The organism is Fluviicola sp. (assembly GCF_030151805.1).
Classification (GTDB): Bacteria; Bacteroidota; Bacteroidia; order Flavobacteriales_D; family Crocinitomicaceae; genus Fluviicola.
Window position 1 is genome coordinate 1 of record NZ_JASLCN010000126.1, and the last position, 19,726, is coordinate 19,726.

The 19,726-nt window shown below is 41.6% G+C and carries 22 protein-coding genes; 16 read left to right on the forward strand and 6 right to left on the reverse strand.

Features of this window, described 5'->3' with window-relative positions:
* Positions 1-297 precede the first annotated feature (297 nt).
* The 15 genes from Q1V93_RS04830 to Q1V93_RS04900 all read left to right on the forward strand — a co-directional run bounded on the left by Q1V93_RS04830 (position 298) and on the right by Q1V93_RS04900 (position 13,306).
* A complete protein-coding gene (locus Q1V93_RS04830) occupies positions 298-963 on the forward strand; it encodes a hypothetical protein (RefSeq protein ID WP_300662228.1) in 666 nt (221 codons plus the stop codon).
* A gap of 223 nt (positions 964-1,186) precedes the next feature.
* Positions 1,187-2,656 (forward strand): NAD(P)H-hydrate dehydratase, encoded by a 1,470-nt coding sequence (locus tag Q1V93_RS04835; protein ID WP_300662231.1) that lies wholly within the window; start codon positions 1,187-1,189, stop codon positions 2,654-2,656.
* A gap of 143 nt (positions 2,657-2,799) precedes the next feature.
* A complete protein-coding gene (locus Q1V93_RS04840; RefSeq protein WP_300662234.1) occupies positions 2,800-3,081 on the forward strand; it encodes a hypothetical protein in 282 nt (93 codons plus the stop codon).
* 293 nt (positions 3,082-3,374) lie between these two features.
* Positions 3,375-4,232 carry an ATP phosphoribosyltransferase gene (gene hisG / locus Q1V93_RS04845; RefSeq protein ID WP_300662237.1) on the forward strand — a complete coding sequence of 286 codons (858 nt, stop codon included), beginning with the start codon at positions 3,375-3,377 and terminating at the stop codon, positions 4,230-4,232.
* Positions 4,232-6,562, forward strand: coding sequence for a histidinol dehydrogenase (hisD, locus tag Q1V93_RS04850; protein WP_300662239.1), 2,331 nt, complete (start codon positions 4,232-4,234; stop codon positions 6,560-6,562). Before hisG ends, hisD begins: the two co-directional genes overlap by 1 nt.
* A complete protein-coding gene (gene hisB, locus Q1V93_RS04855) occupies positions 6,559-7,695 on the forward strand; it encodes a bifunctional histidinol-phosphatase/imidazoleglycerol-phosphate dehydratase HisB (RefSeq protein WP_300662242.1) in 1,137 nt (378 codons plus the stop codon). Before hisD ends, hisB begins: the two co-directional genes overlap by 4 nt.
* Positions 7,695-8,309 carry an imidazole glycerol phosphate synthase subunit HisH gene (gene hisH / locus Q1V93_RS04860; protein WP_300662247.1) on the forward strand — a complete coding sequence of 205 codons (615 nt, stop codon included), beginning with the start codon at positions 7,695-7,697 and terminating at the stop codon, positions 8,307-8,309. Before hisB ends, hisH begins: the two co-directional genes overlap by 1 nt.
* A complete protein-coding gene (gene hisA, locus Q1V93_RS04865; RefSeq protein ID WP_300662250.1) occupies positions 8,306-9,034 on the forward strand; it encodes a 1-(5-phosphoribosyl)-5-[(5-phosphoribosylamino)methylideneamino]imidazole-4-carboxamide isomerase in 729 nt (242 codons plus the stop codon). The genes hisH and hisA overlap by 4 nt, the downstream gene beginning before the upstream one ends.
* Positions 9,021-9,776: an imidazole glycerol phosphate synthase subunit HisF gene (gene hisF / locus Q1V93_RS04870; protein ID WP_300662256.1), complete on the forward strand. Its 756-nt coding sequence runs from the start codon at positions 9,021-9,023 to the stop codon at positions 9,774-9,776. The genes hisA and hisF overlap by 14 nt, the downstream gene beginning before the upstream one ends.
* A gap of 4 nt (positions 9,777-9,780) precedes the next feature.
* Positions 9,781-10,368, forward strand: coding sequence for a bifunctional phosphoribosyl-AMP cyclohydrolase/phosphoribosyl-ATP diphosphatase HisIE (hisIE, locus tag Q1V93_RS04875; RefSeq protein ID WP_300662259.1), 588 nt, complete (start codon positions 9,781-9,783; stop codon positions 10,366-10,368).
* A 108-nt stretch (positions 10,369-10,476) separates the two neighbouring features.
* Positions 10,477-10,902, forward strand: a complete 426-nt coding sequence (locus Q1V93_RS04880; protein ID WP_300662262.1) for a MarR family transcriptional regulator — start codon at positions 10,477-10,479, stop codon at positions 10,900-10,902.
* 8 nt (positions 10,903-10,910) lie between these two features.
* The gene (locus Q1V93_RS04885; protein WP_300662265.1) at positions 10,911-11,333 is read left to right on the forward strand and encodes an organic hydroperoxide resistance protein; all 423 of its coding nucleotides are present in this window, start codon (positions 10,911-10,913) and stop codon (positions 11,331-11,333) included.
* Positions 11,334-11,339: 6 nt separating this feature from the next.
* Positions 11,340-11,702 (forward strand): DUF1304 domain-containing protein, encoded by a 363-nt coding sequence (locus tag Q1V93_RS04890; protein WP_300662268.1) that lies wholly within the window; start codon positions 11,340-11,342, stop codon positions 11,700-11,702.
* Positions 11,703-11,735: 33 nt separating this feature from the next.
* Positions 11,736-12,632: a 3-hydroxyacyl-CoA dehydrogenase gene (locus tag Q1V93_RS04895; protein WP_300662271.1), complete on the forward strand. Its 897-nt coding sequence runs from the start codon at positions 11,736-11,738 to the stop codon at positions 12,630-12,632.
* Between the two features lie 41 nt (positions 12,633-12,673).
* Positions 12,674-13,306, forward strand: a complete 633-nt coding sequence (locus tag Q1V93_RS04900) for an NAD(P)H-dependent oxidoreductase (RefSeq protein ID WP_300662274.1) — start codon at positions 12,674-12,676, stop codon at positions 13,304-13,306.
* Between the two features lie 210 nt (positions 13,307-13,516).
* Here the strand turns inward: Q1V93_RS04900 and Q1V93_RS04905 are convergent, their stop codons facing one another.
* From Q1V93_RS04905 to Q1V93_RS04925, 5 genes are read right to left on the reverse strand one after another with little or no spacing between them, the layout of a single operon-like run.
* Positions 13,517-14,089, reverse strand: a complete 573-nt coding sequence (locus Q1V93_RS04905; RefSeq protein WP_300662277.1) for a hypothetical protein — start codon at positions 14,087-14,089, stop codon at positions 13,517-13,519.
* A gap of 15 nt (positions 14,090-14,104) precedes the next feature.
* Positions 14,105-14,482: a hypothetical protein gene (locus Q1V93_RS04910; RefSeq protein WP_300662280.1), complete on the reverse strand. Its 378-nt coding sequence runs from the start codon at positions 14,480-14,482 to the stop codon at positions 14,105-14,107.
* A 12-nt stretch (positions 14,483-14,494) separates the two neighbouring features.
* On the reverse strand, positions 14,495-14,644 hold the full coding sequence (locus Q1V93_RS04915) for a DUF5989 family protein (RefSeq protein WP_164472130.1): 150 nt from the start codon (positions 14,642-14,644) through the stop codon (positions 14,495-14,497).
* A 4-nt stretch (positions 14,645-14,648) separates the two neighbouring features.
* Entirely contained in the window at positions 14,649-15,854 is a 1,206-nt protein-coding gene (locus Q1V93_RS04920; RefSeq protein WP_300662286.1) for a hypothetical protein, read from the reverse strand.
* Positions 15,854-17,719 carry a carbamoyltransferase gene (locus tag Q1V93_RS04925; protein WP_300662288.1) on the reverse strand — a complete coding sequence of 622 codons (1,866 nt, stop codon included), beginning with the start codon at positions 17,717-17,719 and terminating at the stop codon, positions 15,854-15,856. Before Q1V93_RS04925 ends, Q1V93_RS04920 begins: the two co-directional genes overlap by 1 nt.
* Positions 17,720-17,941: 222 nt before the next feature.
* Here Q1V93_RS04925 and Q1V93_RS04930 point away from each other — a divergent pair, with 222 nt between their 5' ends.
* Positions 17,942-18,364, forward strand: a complete 423-nt coding sequence (locus Q1V93_RS04930) for an acyl-CoA thioesterase (RefSeq protein WP_300662291.1) — start codon at positions 17,942-17,944, stop codon at positions 18,362-18,364.
* A gap of 58 nt (positions 18,365-18,422) precedes the next feature.
* On the opposite strand, the gene Q1V93_RS04935 is transcribed toward Q1V93_RS04930, so the two are convergent.
* Positions 18,423-19,726, reverse strand: a 1,304-nt coding sequence (locus Q1V93_RS04935) for a DEAD/DEAH box helicase (RefSeq protein ID WP_300662295.1), incomplete at its 5' end; no start/stop codon positions are given.

The following is a 19,726-nucleotide window of genomic DNA, read 5'->3' on the forward strand; positions in this document are numbered from 1 at the left end:
TATAACATTTTAATACTGTATCCATACTTAACCCATACTCTACCTATGCTCTATCCGTACTTGACCCGTAGTTGAGCTATCCGGATCTGGTTTTTTGTGATTTTGGATTCCTTGTTTGTATCCTGTTTTTTTTACAATAGTGTGAAGTAGATTCCCTTGAGTAAACCAAGGTAAAGGCGCAAAGACAAAAAACAAGAAAGCGGAGCATAGATATGTGTTTACTCACTTTTAAAATGAATTCCCTGGTATGAATCGTGTATATTTGTTCTCATTCCAACAGCTTTTAAAATCATCTGCATGAATCACGAACACGAATTCCAGGCGTATCAAACTTTTCAAAGCAAGGATGAATTCAACGATTTTGTTTTACTTCTGAATGAATACAACATTGATTTTGAAACGGAAGATTATCCGATAAACTTCATCTCTGATATTCGGAATGACCGCTTTTCGCATGAATACATTGTCAAACTGAAATCAGAGGATTTTTCTGTCGCTGATAAAATCCAGGAAGAACTTGCTTTGGAACAACTCGAGGACATTCCTTCCGATTATTACCTGTTTGAATTTACGAATGAGGAGTTGATTGATATTCTGGAAGCGAAAGACGAATGGAGTAAACTGGATTATGTTTTGGCACTGGATATCTTAAAGCAAAGAGGAATCACGGTTTCAGACAAAGCGCTTTCTATGATTCAGATGGAACGAATCGAAAAACTGTCTGAACCTGAAAAACATTCACCTGTTTGGATTGCAATCGGGTATACTTCGGCAGCTCTCGGTGGTTTGCTCGGAATCATGATCGGCTGGCATCTTTACAATGCGAAAAAAGTGCTTCCGAACGGAGAGCGCGTGCCGGTTTATGCTCAAACGGATCGAAATCAGGGATTCCGCATTTTTGTCATCGGGATTATCGTGCTGCTGATCGCAGTGACCATTCGGATAGTGTCTCATGTGCCTTAATTTCAGATCCGGATGCTTGCAGTGTTGATTATGACCTGGTCTTTTGCACTTGTTTTCAATCTTTTTTGGATCATACGGAAGAAACCTTCCCATCGTTTTAAGAGGATCAAATTGCTTAAACTGAAATCGCAGATTAACAGGAGACAAAATTAGATTTCCGGGTAAAACCGTCTTTTTAATTGATTTTTACAGTATTTTGGGGTTTATCTGAAAAAATAACCTGATGCAGATTTTAAGCGCAAAACAACAGCGAGACCTTGATCATTTCACCATTGAAAACGAACCGGTTTCATCTGTAAATCTGATGAATCGCGCGGCAAGTCTTTGTGCGGATGAGATCATCGGAGAATTAAATCCCGGAAATTCGATTATGCTGCTTTGCGGAACGGGAAATAACGGCGGTGACGGATTTGTGCTGCTCCGGTATTTCAAATTGGCGGGAATCCGGGTGCGGTGTTACCTCGTTCCTTTCGGTCAGATGAGTGAAGATTGCCGGATTCAATATGAATTGGTGCAAGACGATGTGCTGATTTGGGATGCCGAAACCCATCCGGAGTGGGATGAAAACACGCTTGTAATTGATGCGCTGCTGGGAACCGGATCAAACCGCGAACCGCAAAACGAACTGAAACATGCCATCGAATGGATTAACAGAACGACTTGTGCTGTTTATTCGATCGACATGCCTTCCGGATTACCGGCTGACGAAATTCCTTCGCATCAAATCATTGTTCGGGCGAGTAAAACACTGACTTTTCATGCTCCCAAGCTGAGCTTTTTTCTTCCTGAAACGGCCGAGTATGCCGGAGCGTGGAAAGTTCTGGATATCGGATTGCTTTCCGACCCGGATTTAGAAGATTCATCTTATTCGTGGATGCTGGAAACTGAAGTGAAATCCTTGCTGTCACTTAGAAAGCGTTTTTCACACAAAGGAACTTATGGTCATGGATTGCTCATTGCGGGCAGCGACGGAAAAATGGGTGCTTGTTTACTGAGTGCAGAGGCAGCACTTCGTTCGGGACCTGGATTGTTGACCGTTCACACCGTTTCACAGGGAAAATTTCAACTCCATCAGCGGATTCCGGAAGCGATGGCTCATTGGGATTCGAATGAGCATGAACTCAGCGGAGAAAACCTGCCGGATTTACAAACGTATTCAGCAATCGGGATCGGTCCGGGATTGGGAAAGGGGAAAGGAGTAAAACTTGCTTTGGAAAAAGTGCTGAATTCCGGATTGCCCTGCGTGATTGATGCAGATGCGCTGAATGTCTTGTCAGAAAACCCGGATTTATTGGGAAAACTTCATGCAAACTGCATTTTAACGCCTCACCCGAAAGAATTTGAGCGCCTGGCAGGCTCTTTCACAACCAGTTTTGACCGTCTGAAACGCGCTGCTGCTTTCTCCCGCAAACACGGATGCGTCCTCGTATTGAAGGATGCAATGACTGCTGTTATTAATCCGGAGGGAGAAATCCATTTCAATACAACAGGAAATCCGGGAATGGCCAAAGGTGGTTCGGGAGATGTCTTAACAGGAATCATTCTTGGTTGTTTGGTACAAAAAATGACTCCTTTTGATGCGACCCGCATAGCCGTTTTTTACCATGGATCAGCCGGAGACAAAGCAAGAGATGCAAAAGGAGAAAGAGCCATGCTACCCAGGGATTTGATTGTGAATTTACGCATTGATTAACAGGTTGTTGTGTGAAATAATAGCTAAAACCGGAAGACCAGTCATTCAACCAATTGGTTTAGAAATTTACGTAAGCGGAAACACAAACGAACCGATTTCTGTTCTATATTTACGCCCACATATTAACACATAATCTAAAAAACATGAAACTAAAACAAGTTCTTTTATCCGTTGCCTTTTTATTTGTAGTTCAAATTGCAAGTGCATTTACAATTCGTTATTACAACCAGGATTCTAAAAGTTACACATTGGAAGTTCGTTCAAACGGATCCACTCAAAAAATCGAATTCAGCAGCTCTACAACAAGCTCTGCTTCCGTTCAGACAAGCGCTTCAGAAGTTGAAATCAAAACAGAATGCGGCTGGGTAAAAGTAAAAGACGGAGCAAAAATCAGCATTAAAAACGGTTGCATTAAAATCGAATAATCATCAAACGATATTGAAAAATCCCGGCATTTTGACTACGCTCAATGACCGGGATTTTTTTGTTTTAAGTCAAAATAAAAAAGAAATATTTTGCAGAATCAAAATTCGGTTCTACATTTGCCCCATGAAAATGACACAATTACATCATCATCATCACATGCATCGCTAGGCGCTTTGGTGAGATGATTGTATATCTATAAATCTTTAACCCGCTTGGCAATCAGGCGGGTTTTTTGTTGTCATTTTCATCACTTCATGCGATTCTCCGGTTGTCAGGCATTTCAAAAAAATAAATGAAACGTTTGATTATTGCGGTCCAGAAATCGGGCCGTTTGCAGGAAGGTTCTCTCGAACTGCTCAGGGAGTGCGGACTCAAAGTAGATTACCGCAACGGACAATTGAAAGTCATCACTCCGGATTATCCTTCAGAAATTCTCTTTCTCCGAAACTCGGATATTCCGGGATATGTTGCGGATGGGGTTGTAGATTTGGGAATTGTAGGTTCTAATTTACTGGAAGAGGAAGAGTCTGAAACAGAACTTGTTTTGGGGCTAAACTTCTCCAAATGCAGGTTGTCATTTGCGGTTCCCAAAAACTCGAAAATTCGCGAAGTGGCCGATCTTGAAGGAACGCGGATTGCCACCTCGTATCCGGTTTCAGTTCGAAAATTCTTGTCCAAAGAAGGAATCACAGCAGACATTCACACCATTTCCGGGTCAGTTGAAATTGCTCCGGCCTTGAATTTGGCAGATGTAATTGCCGATGTTGTCTCAACCGGAAATACCTTGTTTCAGAATAACCTGAGAGAATTATTTTCCTTCCTGGATTCGGAAGCTGTTTTGATCAAGGGAAAGCAGTTTGATCCGGAGAAACAGGACTTGCTGGATCAGCTTGTTTTCAGGATCCAGTCGGTATTGGCCGCGAAAGAGTTTAAATACATTCTGTTGAATGCGCCGAAGCAAAAGCTGGATGCGATCTGCAACACCCTTCCCGGGATGAAAAGCCCCACAATTCTTCCTTTAGCAATCGACGGATGGGTGAGTGTGCACTCAGTCGTCAAGCAAAAAGAAGTTTGGAAAGTAGTTCAGCAGCTTAAAACCGAAGGAGCTCAGGGAATTTTAGTTTGTCCAATCGAAAAAATGATTTCCTGATGAAAATAAGTGTAAACCCGAATTCGGAAGCACTCCGAACGATCCTGAAACGTCCGGAATTGGAAACTTTCCATCTGGAGGCTACCATTGCAGAAATCTTTCGGGAAGTTGAATTAAACGGCGATGCCGCTTTGAAACTTTTCGCGCTGAAATTCGACCAGGTAGTATTGGATTCTTTCGAAGTTACAAAAACGGAAATTGAGCAGTCGGAATATGTTTTGGATAATGATTTGAAACAAGCAATACGAATTGCAGCTTCTAATATTGAATTGTTTCATGCCGGTCAGAAATCTGCAGAACCCGAAATCGAAACAACATCCGGTGTTTTTTGCCGGAGAAAATCTGTCGGAATCCAAACCGTTGGGATGTACATTCCAGGAGGAACGGCTCCGTTGTTTTCAACTGTTTTGATGTTGGGGATTCCTGCCCGACTGGCCGGATGTCCCAATCGGATTTTGTGTACACCTTCCGATCAAAACGGAGTGATTGATCCGGCTATTCTTTATGCCGCAAAAGTTGCCGGAATCACGCAGGTTTTCAAAATCGGTGGCGCGCAGGCAATCGCTGCAATGGCGCTCGGAACCGAAAGTATTCCCAAGGCGGATAAATTATTTGGTCCCGGAAATCAATATGTGACGGCTGCGAAACTATTTGCTCAGAAATCAGGAATTCCGATTGATCTACCGGCCGGACCTTCCGAAGTGCTTGTTGCAGCTGATGAAACCATTGCTCCTGCAATTATTGCTTCTGATTTATTGGCTCAGGCTGAGCACGGAATTGATTCCCAGGTTGTTTTTCTGACTGATTCCGAGGCTTTTGTTTCAGCCGTGGATTCGGAGTTGGCGAAACAACTTTCGGCTCTTCCACGGGCAGGAATTGCTTCCAAAGCGCTTGAAAATAGCGCCGTAATTGTTGCTATTCCGGAAAAATGGGTTGAAATCATTAATGAATATGCTCCGGAACACCTAATCGTTATGGGAAAATACGAAGAACAAGTGGCAGAAAATGTAGTGAATGCAGGAAGTGTTTTTATCGGTGAAAATACAGCGGAGAGTTTCGGGGATTATGCTTCCGGAACCAATCATACCTTGCCGACGAATGGATTTGCCCGGGCGTATAGCGGAGTTTCACTCGATTCGTTTGTGAAAAAGATAACGTATCAACGTGTTTCGAAATCCGGTTTGAGAAACCTGGGACCAACAGTTATCAGAATGGCGGAAGCGGAAAAATTGCAGGGACATGCCAATGCGATTAAAGTCCGGCTTTCATTGCTTCAGACAGCTGATGAAACCGAAGCGGAAAACGCCGGAAATATTGAACAATGGATTCGGTCTGATCTGAGAACTGTTCAGCCATATACTTCTGCCCGCGATGAATTTGAAGGTATTGGAGACGTTTTCCTCGATGCCAATGAAAATGGATTTTTGAATGAATACAATCGCTATCCGGATCCTTTGCAACGCGAATTGAAGCAGGAAATAGCAATTGTAAAAGAACTTCCGGTTCAGAATCTGTTTCTGGGAAATGGTTCGGATGAAGTGTTGGACTTGATTCTTCGTCTGACGACAACTCCGTATCGCGATTCGATCGCATACCTGAATCCGTCATATGGAATGTATTCGGCGCTTGCCAAGATCAATGCACTTGATACGAAAGCGATTTGCCTGGATCAAACATTTGGAATCACTACAGATAAACTTTTGGAAGAAGCTAAAGGTGCTAAAGTGTTGATAATCTGTAATCCGAATAATCCAACCGGAAATACAATCCGGAAAGAAGAACTGCTCGAAACAGCCCGCAAATTCAACGGAGTGTTGGTTGTTGACGAAGCTTACGTGGATTTTTGTCCGGAGTTTTCAATGGCAAATGAAGTCGGAAAATTCCCGAATTTACTTGTCGTACAAACGCTTTCGAAGGCTTACGCAATGGCCGGATTGAGAATCGGAATGGCTATCGCCTCAGAAGATTGGGTTCAGGCGTTGAATCGCATTAAACCGCCTTATAATTTGAGTAGTTTGGTTCAGGAAAAAGCTGTTTCACTACTAAAATCAACAAATTGGAAAGAATTAAAATCGGCTGTTATTGCCGAGCGGAAGAAAATGGAAGAGGAGCTGAAATCTCTCCCGCTTGTTTTGGAAATCTTTCCTTCCGAAGCAAACTTCCTGTTGTTCCGGGTCGAACAAGCTGATAAAGTATACCGCGAATTAATTGAACACGGAATTGTTGTTCGTAACAGAAGTACACAGTACAACTGCGAAAACACTTTGAGAGTCAGCATTGGAAATTCGGTAGAAAACCAACGATTTATTGAACTAATGAATAGATTATGAAAAAGAAAGTATTGTTTATTGACAGAGACGGAACAATTATCAAGGAACCGGTTGGTTATCAGGTCGATTCATTTGAAAAACTCCGCTTTTCGGAGGGGGTGATTTCAGCATTGAAAACCATTGTTTCCTGGGAAGAATACGAATTGGTACTTGTTACTAACCAGGATGCTTTGGGAACGGGGGGTTTTCCTTTTGAGGATTTTATTGGTCCGCACCGCTTGATGATGGACATTCTTGCGGGGGAAGGAATCACTTTCCTGGAAGAATGTATTGACCGTTCTGTTCCCGCAGATCATTCTCCCAACCGGAAACCACGTACCGGAATGCTTACAAAATACTTTTCGGGAGCATATGACCTGGAAAATTCCTTCGTAATCGGTGATCGATGGACGGATGTGGAATTGGCTAAAAACTTGGGTTGCAAGGCTTTTTTATTTCAGAATGAAGTGTTTGAAGTGAGTCCGGAACTGAGTTATTCCATTTCTGAGTTGGAACCGCAGATTCAGCGGAAAGTGACTCATTGGGAAGAACTCCTGGTGAATTTGCGGACGGGAGTCCGACAGGTTTCGCTTCGACGCACAACTGCCGAAACTGACTGCAGCATCACCCTCGATTTGGATGGAACCGGAATTTCGAATATCCAAACCGGAATTGCTTTTTTTGATCACATGCTGGATCAATTAGCACGACACGGGCAACTGAATCTTGATCTTCAGATGAAAGGAGATCTCGATATTGATGAACATCATACGATCGAAGACGCAGCTCTGACTCTTGGAATGGCTTTCGATCGGGTACTGGGTTCCAAACGCGGAATTGAGCGTTATGGTTTTTGTCTTCCGATGGACGATTGTCTGGCAACATGTGCTATGGATTTCGGAGGTCGGGCGGAACTGATCTGGGATGTGGAATTGAAACGGGAATATGTGGGTAAACTTCCAACTGAAATGGTGAAACACTTCTTTAAATCGTTTTGTTTTACAGCTCGTTGCAATATCTATATTCAAGCATTAGGTGAAAATGAACACCACAAAATAGAATCCATTTTCAAAGCCTTTTCCAAAACAATTTTAATGGCAAAACGCCGCTCGGGAACGATTGATTTATTGCCGACAACCAAAAACGAATTGTAATGAAGGTTGTGATTATTGATTATGGAGCGGGAAACATTTTCTCTGTTAAACAGGCTTTTATTCGGATTGGCGCGGAGGTCATTTTGTCCGATAATGAAACTGAAATACGCGCTGCTTCGCATGTGGTTTTTCCGGGAGTCGGGCATGCCGGATCAGCCATGAAACAACTTGTTGAAATGGGGCTGGATAAAGTTATTCCGGAATTAAGGCAACCGGTTTTGGGAATTTGCCTGGGAATGCAGTTGATGTGTGATTTTACGGAAGAAGGAAATACAAACGGTTTGGGAATTTTTCCGGTTCAGGTAAGGAATTTGGCAAAAATGCAAATTGGCCTGTTTGCCATTTGGCAAACAGGCAAACAACATAACACGCCGCTGAGTTACCCCATTCCACATATGGGATGGAACGATGTAAAAACACAAAACGATGTCAATTCTTATTACTTCGTTCATAACTACGCCGCAGAAATTTGTTCCGAAACAGTTGGAATCACAGAATACCCGCTCCCGTTTTCCGCAATTTTAAAGAAGAACAATTTTACAGGAGTTCAGTTTCATCCGGAAAAGAGCGGAAAGGCAGGAGAAGATTTATTAAAACAATTTTTAGCATTATGATAGCAATACCGGCAATTGATTTAATCGACGGAAAAGTAGTACGTTTATTTCAGGGAGATTACGGGAAACAAACAGATTACAGCCCGGATCCGGTTGAATATGCCCGTGAAATCAAACAAAACGGTTTGGAGTATTTACACCTGGTAGATTTATCCGGGGCCAGAACGGGAAAAATCATCCACGATGAACTCCTGAAAAAAGTGGTTTCCGAAACAGGATTGAAAGTAGATTTCGGTGGTGGAATAAAAAGCAAAGAAGATTTGAAGAAACTGTTTGAATCCGGTGCAAATCAGCTTGTGATAGGAAGTTTGTGCGTGAAGAATCCGGAGATGATTGTTTCCTGGATTGAAGAATTCGGAGCGGAAAAGTTCATTTTGGCTTTGGACACGGACGGAACAAGTCTCAGGATAAATGGCTGGCAGGAACGATCAGATGTGACGTTGGAAGAGGTCATGACATCCTTCAAAACCTTTGAAAATCTGACAATTCTGACCACCGATATTCGCCTGGACGGAACCGGAAAAGGACCGAATGTGGAATTGTATCGCTCGCTCACCCAACAATTTCCAATCCAAAAATGGATTGCAAGTGGCGGAGTTGAATCGCTTCCGGATTTAATTGACCTGAGAGAAGCTGGTTGTTACGGATGTGTTGTTGGGAAAGCACTCCTGGAAGGAAAAATCGCCTTACACGAACTAAAGAAATTCAACGATGCAGGTCTATAAACGAATTATTCCCTGTTTGGATATTCAAAACGGGAGAACGGTGAAAGGAATAAACTTCGAATCTATTCGCGATGCGGGAAATCCGGTTGAATTGGCCAAAATGTATGCACAACAGGGTGCGGATGAATTGGTTTTACTTGATATTTCCGCAACGAATGAAAACCGGAATACCTTTCTCCCGGTCATAGAAGCTGTTGCAAGTCAGGTGAATATTCCTTTTACGGTTGGTGGCGGAATTTCGTCGGTTGAAACAGCCAGGAAGCTTTTACGAAGCGGGGCAGATAAGATTTCTGTCAATTCCTCTGCAGTGAATTGTCCGGAATTGATTTCAGAACTGGCAGCAAGCTTCGGAAAACAATGCGTGGTTGTTGCGGTTGATATCCGTAAAACGGCAAACGGCTGGACAGTTCATACGCACGGAGGAAGAAAAGATACCGGACTGAATGCACTGAACTGGTGTGAAGAAGCAGTGAATCGCGGAGCAGGAGAATTGTTGATTACATCTATGGACGGAGACGGAACTAAAAACGGATTTGCACTTGATTTTTACCAAAAGGTCGAAAAACGGGTTGCTGTTCCTTTGATCGCTTCGGGCGGAGCGGGATCTGTGAAACATTTTGAGGCGCTTTTTACCGAAACAACTGTGACGGGAGGATTGGCAGCAAGTATTTTCCACTTCGGGGAAATCCGGATTCCGGAATTGAAGAACAAGTTAAAAGAGACGCTTAAAATTAGAATTTGATACAATGAAATACGACAATACAGGGGTGATTCCCGCAATTATTCAACATGCGAAAACCAAAGAAGTATTGATGCTTGGTTACATGAATGAAGAAGCCTTTGAACTGACCAGACAAACAGGGCAAGTCACGTTCTTTTCCAGATCACGAAACAAAATCTGGGTCAAGGGAGAGAGCTCCGGAAATCGGTTGATTTTGGCCGACTGGAAACTGGATTGTGATCAGGATGCTCTATTGATTCAGGTACTTCCGGTGGGACCAACTTGCCATAAAGGCACTTCAAGTTGTTGGGGAGAAACCGTTTGTACGAATTTTTCCGTTTTGGAACAATTGATTGAAACCATTGAAACACGTTTCTCTATTCCAAAGGAAGGTTCTTATGTTCAATCGCTTATTGAGAAGGGAATCCCCAAAATTGCTCAGAAAGTAGGTGAGGAAGGAGTGGAATTGGTTATTGAAGCCATGAGGAATGAATCGCAATTATTCAAAGAGGAAGCGGCTGATTTATTGTTTCATTACTTGATCTTGCTAAAGGCGAAAGGTGTTGATTTTAAGGATGTTTTGGAAATTTTGCAGCAAAGGTCTAACTTGTAATTGATGCCATTGTAGTGAAGCTGAAAACTTATAAATTGTTAAAAATTAAATTGCGCACAATTTAATTTCGGAAAATGACATACCTTTGACTTATCAAACAAACAGAAAATGGAAAACTTGTTGAAATTGGATAAACAGATTTGCTTCCCGATTTACGCTTTATCAAGGGAAGTCATTCAGCGCTATCGTCCGCTTTTGGATGAGCTGGATCTGACTTATCCGCAATACCTCGTTTTTTTGGTTTTGTGGGAAGAAGATAAACAAACGGTGAATCAAATCGGGGATAAGTTGTTGTTGGACAGCGGAACTCTGACTCCTTTGTTAAAGCGATTGGAACAAAAAAATCTCATCATCCGGCAACGGAAAAAAACGGATGAGCGGGTAGTGGAAATTATTCTGACAAAGGAGGGGAAAGAATTAGAGCAAAAAGCCAAAAACATTCCGGAAAAACTATTGGAAGAATTGAATATTTCACTGGAAGAGCTGAAAACAATGAGAACAATCGCACATAAAATTTTAAACATCAATAAATAATCAAATACATGAAAACGTTATATACAGCTTCAGCAACAGCAACAGGAGGAAGAAACGGTCACGTGAAAAGTGAAAACGGAATTCTGGATCTACAAGTAAGAATGCCCAAAGCATTGGGAGGTGCAACGGATGATTATACGAATCCTGAAATGCTTTTTGCAGCAGGATATTCAGCGTGTTTTGACAGCGCTTTGAACCGGGTGATCACACTTTCCAAAACTAAAACAGGAACAACATCTGTTACAGCGAAAGTGAGTATTGGTGCAATCGAAAACGGAGGTTTTGGTTTGGCCGTCGAAATGGATGTCAATATTCCGGAAGTCAGTTTGGAAGAAGCACAGCAATTGGCAGACAAGGCGCATCAGATTTGTCCTTATTCCAATGCAACACGAGGAAATATCGAGGTTTTATTATCCGTAACAAATAACTAAGAGGTCATGCTTATCGCAGCTCACATATTGGTAGCGCTTGTAGCCATCGAACATTTGTATATTCTTTGGATCGAAATGTTCGCCTGGGAAACCGCAGGAAAGAAAACCTTCCAATCACTTCCGAAAGAATTATTCGGACCAACGAAAGGTTTGGCAGCCAACCAGGGACTTTACAATGGTTTTCTTGCCGCAGGGTTGATCTGGTCGTTCTTTATTCCGGATCCTGTGTGGAGTGAAAACATTCGTTTGTTCTTTCTTGGATGTGTGAGTGTTGCCGGTATTTTTGGTGCTTTGACAGCTTCAAAGTCCATCTTTTTCAAACAAGCATTGCCAGCAATTATCGCTTTGATAATCGTCATTCTGGCATAAGAAATAATGTTTAACAGTAAAAAAAATAGCAACATGGAATTTAAAAATGTAACCGTAGCCGGAAGTGGTGTTTTAGGATACCAAATAGCATTTCAGAGTGCTTTTCACGGCTTTCATGTAACCGTTTACGACATCAATGATGCAATTCTGGAAAAGGCAAAAGCCAAGTTTGATGTCCTTAGTGAAGCCTTTAAAAAGGATTTGAACGCAACTCCGGAACAATTGGCGGCAGCAAAAAAACGCCTGAGTTATCAGTCTGATTTGGCGGAAGCAGTAAAAGATGCTGATTTATTGATTGAAGCAGTGCCTGAGAATCCGCAGATCAAAATCGACTTCTATCACAAACTCGCGAAAGTAGCACCTGCAAAGACCATTTTTGCAAGTAACTCATCTACATTATTGCCAAGTCAGTTCGCGAATGAAACTGGTCGTCCGGAACACTTTTTAGCACTGCATTTCGCAAACGAAATCTGGAAACACAATACAGCGGAAATTATGGGACATCCGCAAACAGCACCGGAAGCATTTAATGCTGTGGTTGCTTTCGCGAAAAACATCGGAATGGTCGCATTGCCGCTTCACAAGGAACAACCCGGATATATTGTAAACTCCTTACTTGTTCCATTGTTGGGCGCAGGATTGGATCTGTTGGTAAAAGGAGTAGCAGATGTGGAAACTGTTGACAAAACGTGGATGGTTGCTACCGGAGCTCCGGTAGGTCCGTTTGGTATTTTGGATGTGGTGGGAATTACAACTGCATACAATATCAATAAAATGGCAGCAGATGCAACCCAGGATCCGATCAAACAGAAAGTAGTGGCTTATCTGAAAGAGAATTTTATCGACAAAGGGAAATTAGGCGTTGAAACCGGAGTTGGTTTTTACACCTATCCGAACCCATCTTACAGAAAAGAAGATTTTTTGAAATAAACGAACCAAATTTTACAGAAAACACAAACACTAAAAAGAACATGTCATTATTAGAAAATTTGCACTGGAGACACGCAGTGAAGGCTTACGATCCAACGAAAAAAGTAAGCAAGGAAGATATCGAAAAAATAGTAGAAGCAGCCCGTATGGCACCAACGTCTTCCGGATTGCAACCTTTTCGGGTCGTTGTAGTTGAAAGCCAGGAATTGAAAGAAAAAATGGTTGCCGGAGCTTTGAACCCGGATGTCATGCGCGACTCTTCACATGTATTGGTATTTGCTTCATGGGATGCATACACTCCCGAACGCATTGATGCTGTATACGACAGAACAACAGAAGAAAGAGGATTGGAAAAAGGTCGATTCGATAATTACACCGGGATGCTAAAGAAAATGTACGGTGAACAATCTGCCGAACAGCATTTCGCTCATACATCACGACAATCGTATATCGGTTTAGGATTAGCATTGGCTCAGGCTGCCGAATTGCGTATTGATTCTACTCCGGCTGAGGGATTTGACACGAAAGTAGTCGATGAAGTACTTGGCTTATCAGAATACGGATTAAAAAGTGTTTCCTTGCTTTACCTCGGATACGCCGATAAGGAAAGAGACTGGTTGGGATCAATGAAAAAAGTGCGGGTTCCGAAAGAGGAGTTTAGTATTATCAAGTAATCAGCAATAGGATTATTGGGAACGGTTTGGAAGTATCTTTCAAGCCGTTTTTTATTGTCGTTTTTGTGGCTGCGAGGTAATTTCCCAATATTGGGACAGAGTTAAAGTTTTAGTTTAAGTAAAACTTTCCAATTATTATTAAAACAATTCTTTAAAAAACAGAGCATTAATTTTATTAGGCATCCAGAGTGATCAGAGTATCCATTTTTGCTATGAAATGTCCGAAGTGCGAATGTGATCAATCAAAAGAAGCTGAAGAATTACAAAGATGTGACAGATTTCTAATTTTTCATCGAAATGAATTTTACCGGAATAGTCGACTGACCCTAAAAGTTTTTTCCAAAAGCCACCTAATCTTTGCAGTTTTAGTTGACAAATAATCTTACCATTTTCCACATAGTCGATTGTTTTGGGTGAAAAGAAATAATACATATTGTTATCAAAACAACTGATAGTTGTTCCGTTTGAGAAATGGATGACACTTTCTGTCTTATGGGTACTGAAACCGGACGGAATAAGATGCTTCCAATTGCAAAACAATTTGTTGTTTATTAGAATTTCAGCCGTGATATCCTGGGAACGAAACCTTGATTTTTCATCGATTTTAATTCTTGCGAGATACTTTTCATGGTAAAAGAGCCCGGTTTCGTTATTTGTGATTAGGGCAGCTATAGAATCATCTTCGGTGGTAATTTCTATTCGATAACAATCCTGAAAAGACCTTCTCAATCGATTGTCATAAATTTTATCATGCCAGCAAATTTTGAAATGGATGAGCTTCAAGGCTACTTGTTATTACTACCAATGCTTCTCAAAATAAGCCTTGTCAAAGGCTTTTTCATTGTTTTTGAATAGGGAAGAAGCAGTGTTTTTCAAGTGCATCGGGTCTTTCTTTCCGAAAAGCTTGGTCAACATTGCAATTGGGAATAAAAACAGGTAGAAAATCAGACTCAAAACGATATTCGGAACAATATAGCTCAGAACAACGGTGAGTTTCATCCAGACAAAATCAATTTGTTTTGCAATGAAATCGGATAAAACTCCGGCTAAGCCAACGAAAAATGCCACAGATAAACTCCATTTCCATTTGGTAATCAAATAGATCAAGACGAATCCAACTACAATGGTCAGAACTGTTTTTGCCGGATTGGATTGCTTGTTTTTCGGAGCGCTCATGTGTTTTCTTTCTTAGAACAGGGAATAAATAAACGGTGCAATAGCGCTTGAACCTCCAAAAACGATCAAAACACCAATCAATAACAAAATGATGATTACTGGTGCTAACCAAAACTTTTTTCGCTCCTTCATAAAGCGCCATAAATCACGTAAAAATTCCATTTTCCTATTGTTTCTTTGTTTCCTGAAGTAAATACTTCGCAATTAATTTATTTGTCTCCGCATTCGGATGTGCATCGCCCTGAAGCGTGTATTTTCCCTGATACACAATTTTGTGTGACAAATCTATAAACTTAATTTTCTTTTTCTTTAAATAAGATTTGAAAATTTGCATTTGTTCGGGAGTGTACGCCACATAATTCGGATAAATCACCAGGTAGAATTTGTCATTTCCGAATTGCTTCTCGTATTCCTTTTTGGTTTCAAGAACCATTTCCGTTACCAGATCAAAATGACTGTCGTTCAACTTTAACGGCAAATCCAATTCGAAATACTTCACGATATTGGTTTGATACAAACGCTCGTACATGTCGGAGATAAATGGTCGACCGTCTTTAAACAATTTCTGTCTTTTCAGTTTGCCATTTTGCATTTTGTAATACGGAGCCAGGTGAAGCCATTCCGTATAACGCGTCATGGTACCGATTGCCCGGTAAATATGATCCCAGAAGAAGATGTAGTAACCGCAACCATCTTTCTCTACCACTTGCTTGGATAAATCACGATATTGAATTTCTGCCAGCATGTGATTTGTTCCTGTTCCGGAAATAGCAAAATTGTAAGCATTCACCGATTCTCCCTGCTGTTGAACCTGGTAGGCAAGAGTCTGATCGTCTTCCAAACCGTATCCGAAACCGATGGAACAACCGAAGAACAAAGCGTAATTCTTTTTCGTAGAATCAAAGCCAGGAGTAATGCGTTTATTTAAGTGATCGATGGAATAATGTACGTCGAAAACCGTATCAGTTCCGTTGAGTTTGATATCGTGATACACACTGTCCGCATAATATGTCATCCCGACTTGTTGCGCAATGTGATTTGCCGGCAGATTCGGAACGCTGAAATCCTTTTTAAAGGCAGAAGGCATTCCTAATGCAAAAAACAAAACGATTTCCAGTACTAAAATCAGTAAGGCAACGAGCGTAAGATTTGCAAGAATGACTCTTTTTCCTTTCAAAAACAATATGTAGAAGGAAACCAGCACTACTAGAAACGACGTGTACTTCCAAAGACGCAGCCAGCCAAAAATCTCCGATCCGATTCCGTTTTTCACCACATTGAAACAGAATAAACTGATCAGACCAAGAAGCAGCACGATAAAAGTACGTTTATTAGCCTTTACGAATGATTTAAACCGATCGATTATCTTCATTAGTCCATTTTAAATTTGACCATCCATTTCTCTTTGTTTTCCCAATCGGTTTGTTCTGTTTTAGTGTAAACAAAATCTCCGATCACCAGGTAATCCATTTCGGTACTCATAAAACAACGGAATGCGTCGTAGGGAGTACAAACGATCGGTTCGCCACGCACATTGAAACTGGTATTCACCACCAAACCATAAGAAGTCTGATTCTTAAATTCCTGGATCAAACCGTGATATCTCGGATTTGTTTCTTTGTAAACCGATTGAACACGTGCGGAAAAATCCAAATGCGTAATCGATTGCAAATCACTTCGTTGTTGATATAAGCGATCCCAAAGAGGTAAATCGGCGTAATTTTCCGGAAGTTTTACCCTGCGGCTTTCCTTTACGGGAGCAACCACCAGCATGTAAGGCGAATCTGCCTGCAGGTCAAAATATTCTTTTGCATCTTCAGCTAAAACAGATGGTGCAAAAGGTCTGAAACCTTCGCGGTATTTGATCTTCAGATTCAGTTTTTTCTGCATTTCAGGATTTCGCGCATCTCCCAGGATACTTCTGTTCCCCAAAGCTCTCGGACCAAATTCCATTCTTCCCTGGAACCAGCCAACGACGTTTCCTTCTGCCAATCTGGATGCCGCGAAAGACGCTAAGTCATTAAAATCGTCGTATTTGCGGTAAATTGCATTCGTACGTTTATTCATCGACTGGATTTCCTTTTCAGAATAATCCGGACCCAAATACGTTCCGTTCATTTGATCGTATGTGTAGTCGATCACGCGATCTTCTTCGAAATACATGTGTGAAACTGCCAGGGCAGCACCCAAAGCTCCACCTGCATCACCGGAAGCAGCCTGAATATAGATTTCCTTAAAAATATTCTCTTCCAGCAACTTTCCGTTTGCCACACAATTCAATGCAACACCGCCAGCCATGCACAAGTAATCGGAATTGGTTAATCTCTTGGCTTCCTTCGCCATTTTGATCACGATTTCCTCCGTCACTTTCTGAATGGCAATTGCCAGGTTACAATGCGTCTGGTCCAGGTCAGCTTCTGCATCTCTGCGTCCAACTCCGAATAAATCCTTCCATTTCTGATCGTGAACCATGCGAAGACCGGTTGCATAATTGAAGTATTTTTGGTTTAACCAAACAGATCCATCTTCTTTTATATCAACCAGTTCTGATTTTATCTTTGCGATAAACTCCTGGGTCTGAGGAGCAAATTCGTTTCCGTAAGGAGCAAGCCCCATCAGTTTGTATTCTCCCGAGTTGACCGTAAAACCTAAGTAATAGGTAAATGCGCTGTAAAGTAAACCGACAGAATGCGGGAATTCCATTTCGCGGATCAGTTCAATTTTCTCACCGTTTCCAATTCCGATGGAAGCCGTACACCATTCTCCCACACCGTCAATCGTCAGAATGGCTGATTCTTTGAATGAAGAAGGGTAGAAGGCGCTTGCTGCATGCGATAAATGATGTTCCGGGAACAACATGTTTACCTTTCGTTTGTCATAAGAACCTACTTCTTTCAATCCCTCGTGAATCATCTTTTTGAGAAACATTTTCTCATTGATCCAGACCGGAATTGCTTTCAGGAAGGAAACCAAACCTTTCGGTGAAAAAGAATAATAGGTTTGAAGCAGTCGCTCGAATTTCAAAAGCGGTTTATCGTAAAACACGATTGCGTCCAGATCATCCAGTTCCAAACCGGCTTCTTCCAAACAATATTTCACTGCCTGAACAGGGAAATCGGGTGTGTGTTTGTCTCTAGTAAATCGTTCTTCCTGTGCTGCGGCGATAATCCGGCCTCCAATGACCAATGCAGCAGCAGAATCGTGATAAAAAGCAGAAATTCCTAAGACTTTTTTCATTAATTGGTTTAATCTGTTTTACTAACGGCAAAAACGCTAGTTCATTTGATGAGGAGCAAAAATAAGAAAAAGCCTTAGCTTTTGATATAGGCAAACGTCAGAGCAACCATTAATTTTTCATTAAACTGAAAAGGAGGAGATGATTCATCCAAAATTGTCTGTTAGGAAATGTCAAATTATTCTGCACGCATAAATTATTTGTACCTTTACACGAAAAAAAAGATGGATTCGTTCAGTAAAATTGTATCGATTCGTTGGTCTGATTTAGATCCGAATTACCATGTCAGACATAGCGCATATTACGATTGGGGAGCTCAGCAAAGAGTAGAGATTTTAAATGACTTGGGGCTTTCGTTGAAAGTGATGCAGGAAAATCATTTCGGCCCGATTTTGTTTCGCGAAGAATGCGTGTTTCGAAAAGAAATTCACATACACGATGAAATAACGATGAGTTTGTCGATCAAAGCAATCAATGAAGATGGTTCACGCTGGACGATGCAGCATGTGCTGACCAACTCCAAAGGAGAATGGTGCGCAACCATTACGATTGACGGAGCCTGGATTGATACGCAAAAACGCAAATTGGCAAACCCGACTCCGGAAGTGGTGATTGAAGCAATGAAGAAATTCCCGAAGGAATTATGAATTACGAATGTCGAATTCCTAATTTGCTAATTCGTAATTAGGAATTCGGCAGTATATTTTATCTCGCGAAGCCAATTTTCTGCTTCTTTCCTTTGATTTTCTGGTCTCTCAATTCAGGAACCACTTCTTCTGCAATATCACTGCGAATCGCAGCGAAAGAGCTGTAATCCATCACGGTAATCAGACCGATTTCATCCTGACGAAGTCCGCCCATTTTGTGAAGAAAACCAACGATATCCACTTTGTTGATTTTGTCTTTTTTTCCGCCACTGATATAAATGGTTTTCCATTTCGGAGCTTCGGGAAGCGGTTCATTGGGAATAACATCGTAGATTTTGTGTTCAGGAACGAAATCCGGAGGAGTTTTTTCCGGATCCAGGAACATGAAAACAACCCCGTCAGCATCTTGTCGACCGGTTCTTCCGCTTCGATGAATAAATTCTGCTTCTTTCAATGAAAGCTGGTAGTGAATCACGTGTTCAACAGCCGGGATATCCAATCCGCGAGCTGCCAAATCAGTCGAAACCAGGAAATCCGAACTTCCGTTTCTGAAACGAATCAATGCTCGTTCACGGTCATCCTGTTCCATTCCTCCGTGGTATGCAACCGCTACAACCCCATTGGATTTCAAATAATCTGTGATTTCAACAACCGGTTCTCTGTGATTACAGAAAATAATTGTCTTTCCCTGGGGAAGGTTACAGAGAAGCTCCAGCAATGTTTCCAGTTTATCTGAGCTGTGATAATGAATCCCGAAGTAATTGATCTGATGACTTTGTTCGGTTAAAAAATCAATGGTATGCGGTTTCTGAATTTGCGTAAATGTAGGAATGACTTCCAATTTGGTTGCCGAAACCAGGTATTTGTTTTTAAGTGCGTGAAGCTCCCGAATAATTTCCGTCATGTCCGACTCGAAGCCCATTTGAAGGGATTTGTCAAATTCATCCAACACCAAAGTATGTACTTCCGACAGGTCGATGTTGTTTCTTCTGACGTGGTCCGCTAATCTTCCCGGTGTTCCGATTAAAACGGCAGGCGGAACGGATAAATTATTTTCCTCAACCCGCATGGAATGTCCACCGTAGCAAGTATTTACTTTAAACCCGGTGCTCAGTTTTTTGAATACGTCCTCAATCTGAATCGAAAGCTCGCGGGTAGGGGAAATGATCAGCAATTGAACAGAAGCTTGTTCTTTGGACAATTTTCCCAAAGCCGTTAGTAAAAATGCGACTGTTTTACCGGAACCCGTGGGGGCGTGTAAGATTATTTCGTTGTTTTCTTTTGATGAAAGAAGCATTTGCTCCTGCATTTCATTCAGGGAAGAAATACCGAGTTTTTCGAGTGAGAAATTGGAGTTGGGAG

Excerpts from the sequence above, each read along its gene's own strand:
- Q1V93_RS04830 (WP_300662228.1), top strand. The coding sequence starts at position 298 with ATGAATCACGAACACGAATTCCAGGCGTATCAAACTTTTCAAAGCAAG.
- Q1V93_RS04835 (WP_300662231.1), top strand. The coding sequence starts at position 1,187 with ATGCAGATTTTAAGCGCAAAACAACAGCGAGACCTTGATCATTTCACC.
- Q1V93_RS04840 (WP_300662234.1), top strand. The coding sequence starts at position 2,800 with ATGAAACTAAAACAAGTTCTTTTATCCGTTGCCTTTTTATTTGTAGTT.
- hisG (WP_300662237.1), top strand. The coding sequence starts at position 3,375 with ATGAAACGTTTGATTATTGCGGTCCAGAAATCGGGCCGTTTGCAGGAA.
- hisD (WP_300662239.1), top strand. The coding sequence starts at position 4,232 with ATGAAAATAAGTGTAAACCCGAATTCGGAAGCACTCCGAACGATCCTG.
- hisB (WP_300662242.1), top strand. The coding sequence starts at position 6,559 with ATGAAAAAGAAAGTATTGTTTATTGACAGAGACGGAACAATTATCAAG.
- hisH (WP_300662247.1), top strand. The coding sequence starts at position 7,695 with ATGAAGGTTGTGATTATTGATTATGGAGCGGGAAACATTTTCTCTGTT.
- hisA (WP_300662250.1), top strand. The coding sequence starts at position 8,306 with ATGATAGCAATACCGGCAATTGATTTAATCGACGGAAAAGTAGTACGT.
- hisF (WP_300662256.1), top strand. The coding sequence starts at position 9,021 with ATGCAGGTCTATAAACGAATTATTCCCTGTTTGGATATTCAAAACGGG.
- hisIE (WP_300662259.1), top strand. The coding sequence starts at position 9,781 with ATGAAATACGACAATACAGGGGTGATTCCCGCAATTATTCAACATGCG.
- Q1V93_RS04880 (WP_300662262.1), top strand. The coding sequence starts at position 10,477 with ATGGAAAACTTGTTGAAATTGGATAAACAGATTTGCTTCCCGATTTAC.
- Q1V93_RS04885 (WP_300662265.1), top strand. The coding sequence starts at position 10,911 with ATGAAAACGTTATATACAGCTTCAGCAACAGCAACAGGAGGAAGAAAC.
- Q1V93_RS04890 (WP_300662268.1), top strand. The coding sequence starts at position 11,340 with ATGCTTATCGCAGCTCACATATTGGTAGCGCTTGTAGCCATCGAACAT.
- Q1V93_RS04895 (WP_300662271.1), top strand. The coding sequence starts at position 11,736 with ATGGAATTTAAAAATGTAACCGTAGCCGGAAGTGGTGTTTTAGGATAC.
- Q1V93_RS04900 (WP_300662274.1), top strand. The coding sequence starts at position 12,674 with ATGTCATTATTAGAAAATTTGCACTGGAGACACGCAGTGAAGGCTTAC.
- Q1V93_RS04910 (WP_300662280.1), bottom strand. The coding sequence starts at position 14,482 with ATGAGCGCTCCGAAAAACAAGCAATCCAATCCGGCAAAAACAGTTCTG.
- Q1V93_RS04915 (WP_164472130.1), bottom strand. The coding sequence starts at position 14,644 with ATGGAATTTTTACGTGATTTATGGCGCTTTATGAAGGAGCGAAAAAAG.
- Q1V93_RS04920 (WP_300662286.1), bottom strand. The coding sequence starts at position 15,854 with ATGAAGATAATCGATCGGTTTAAATCATTCGTAAAGGCTAATAAACGT.
- Q1V93_RS04925 (WP_300662288.1), bottom strand. The coding sequence starts at position 17,719 with ATGAAAAAAGTCTTAGGAATTTCTGCTTTTTATCACGATTCTGCTGCT.
- Q1V93_RS04930 (WP_300662291.1), top strand. The coding sequence starts at position 17,942 with ATGGATTCGTTCAGTAAAATTGTATCGATTCGTTGGTCTGATTTAGAT.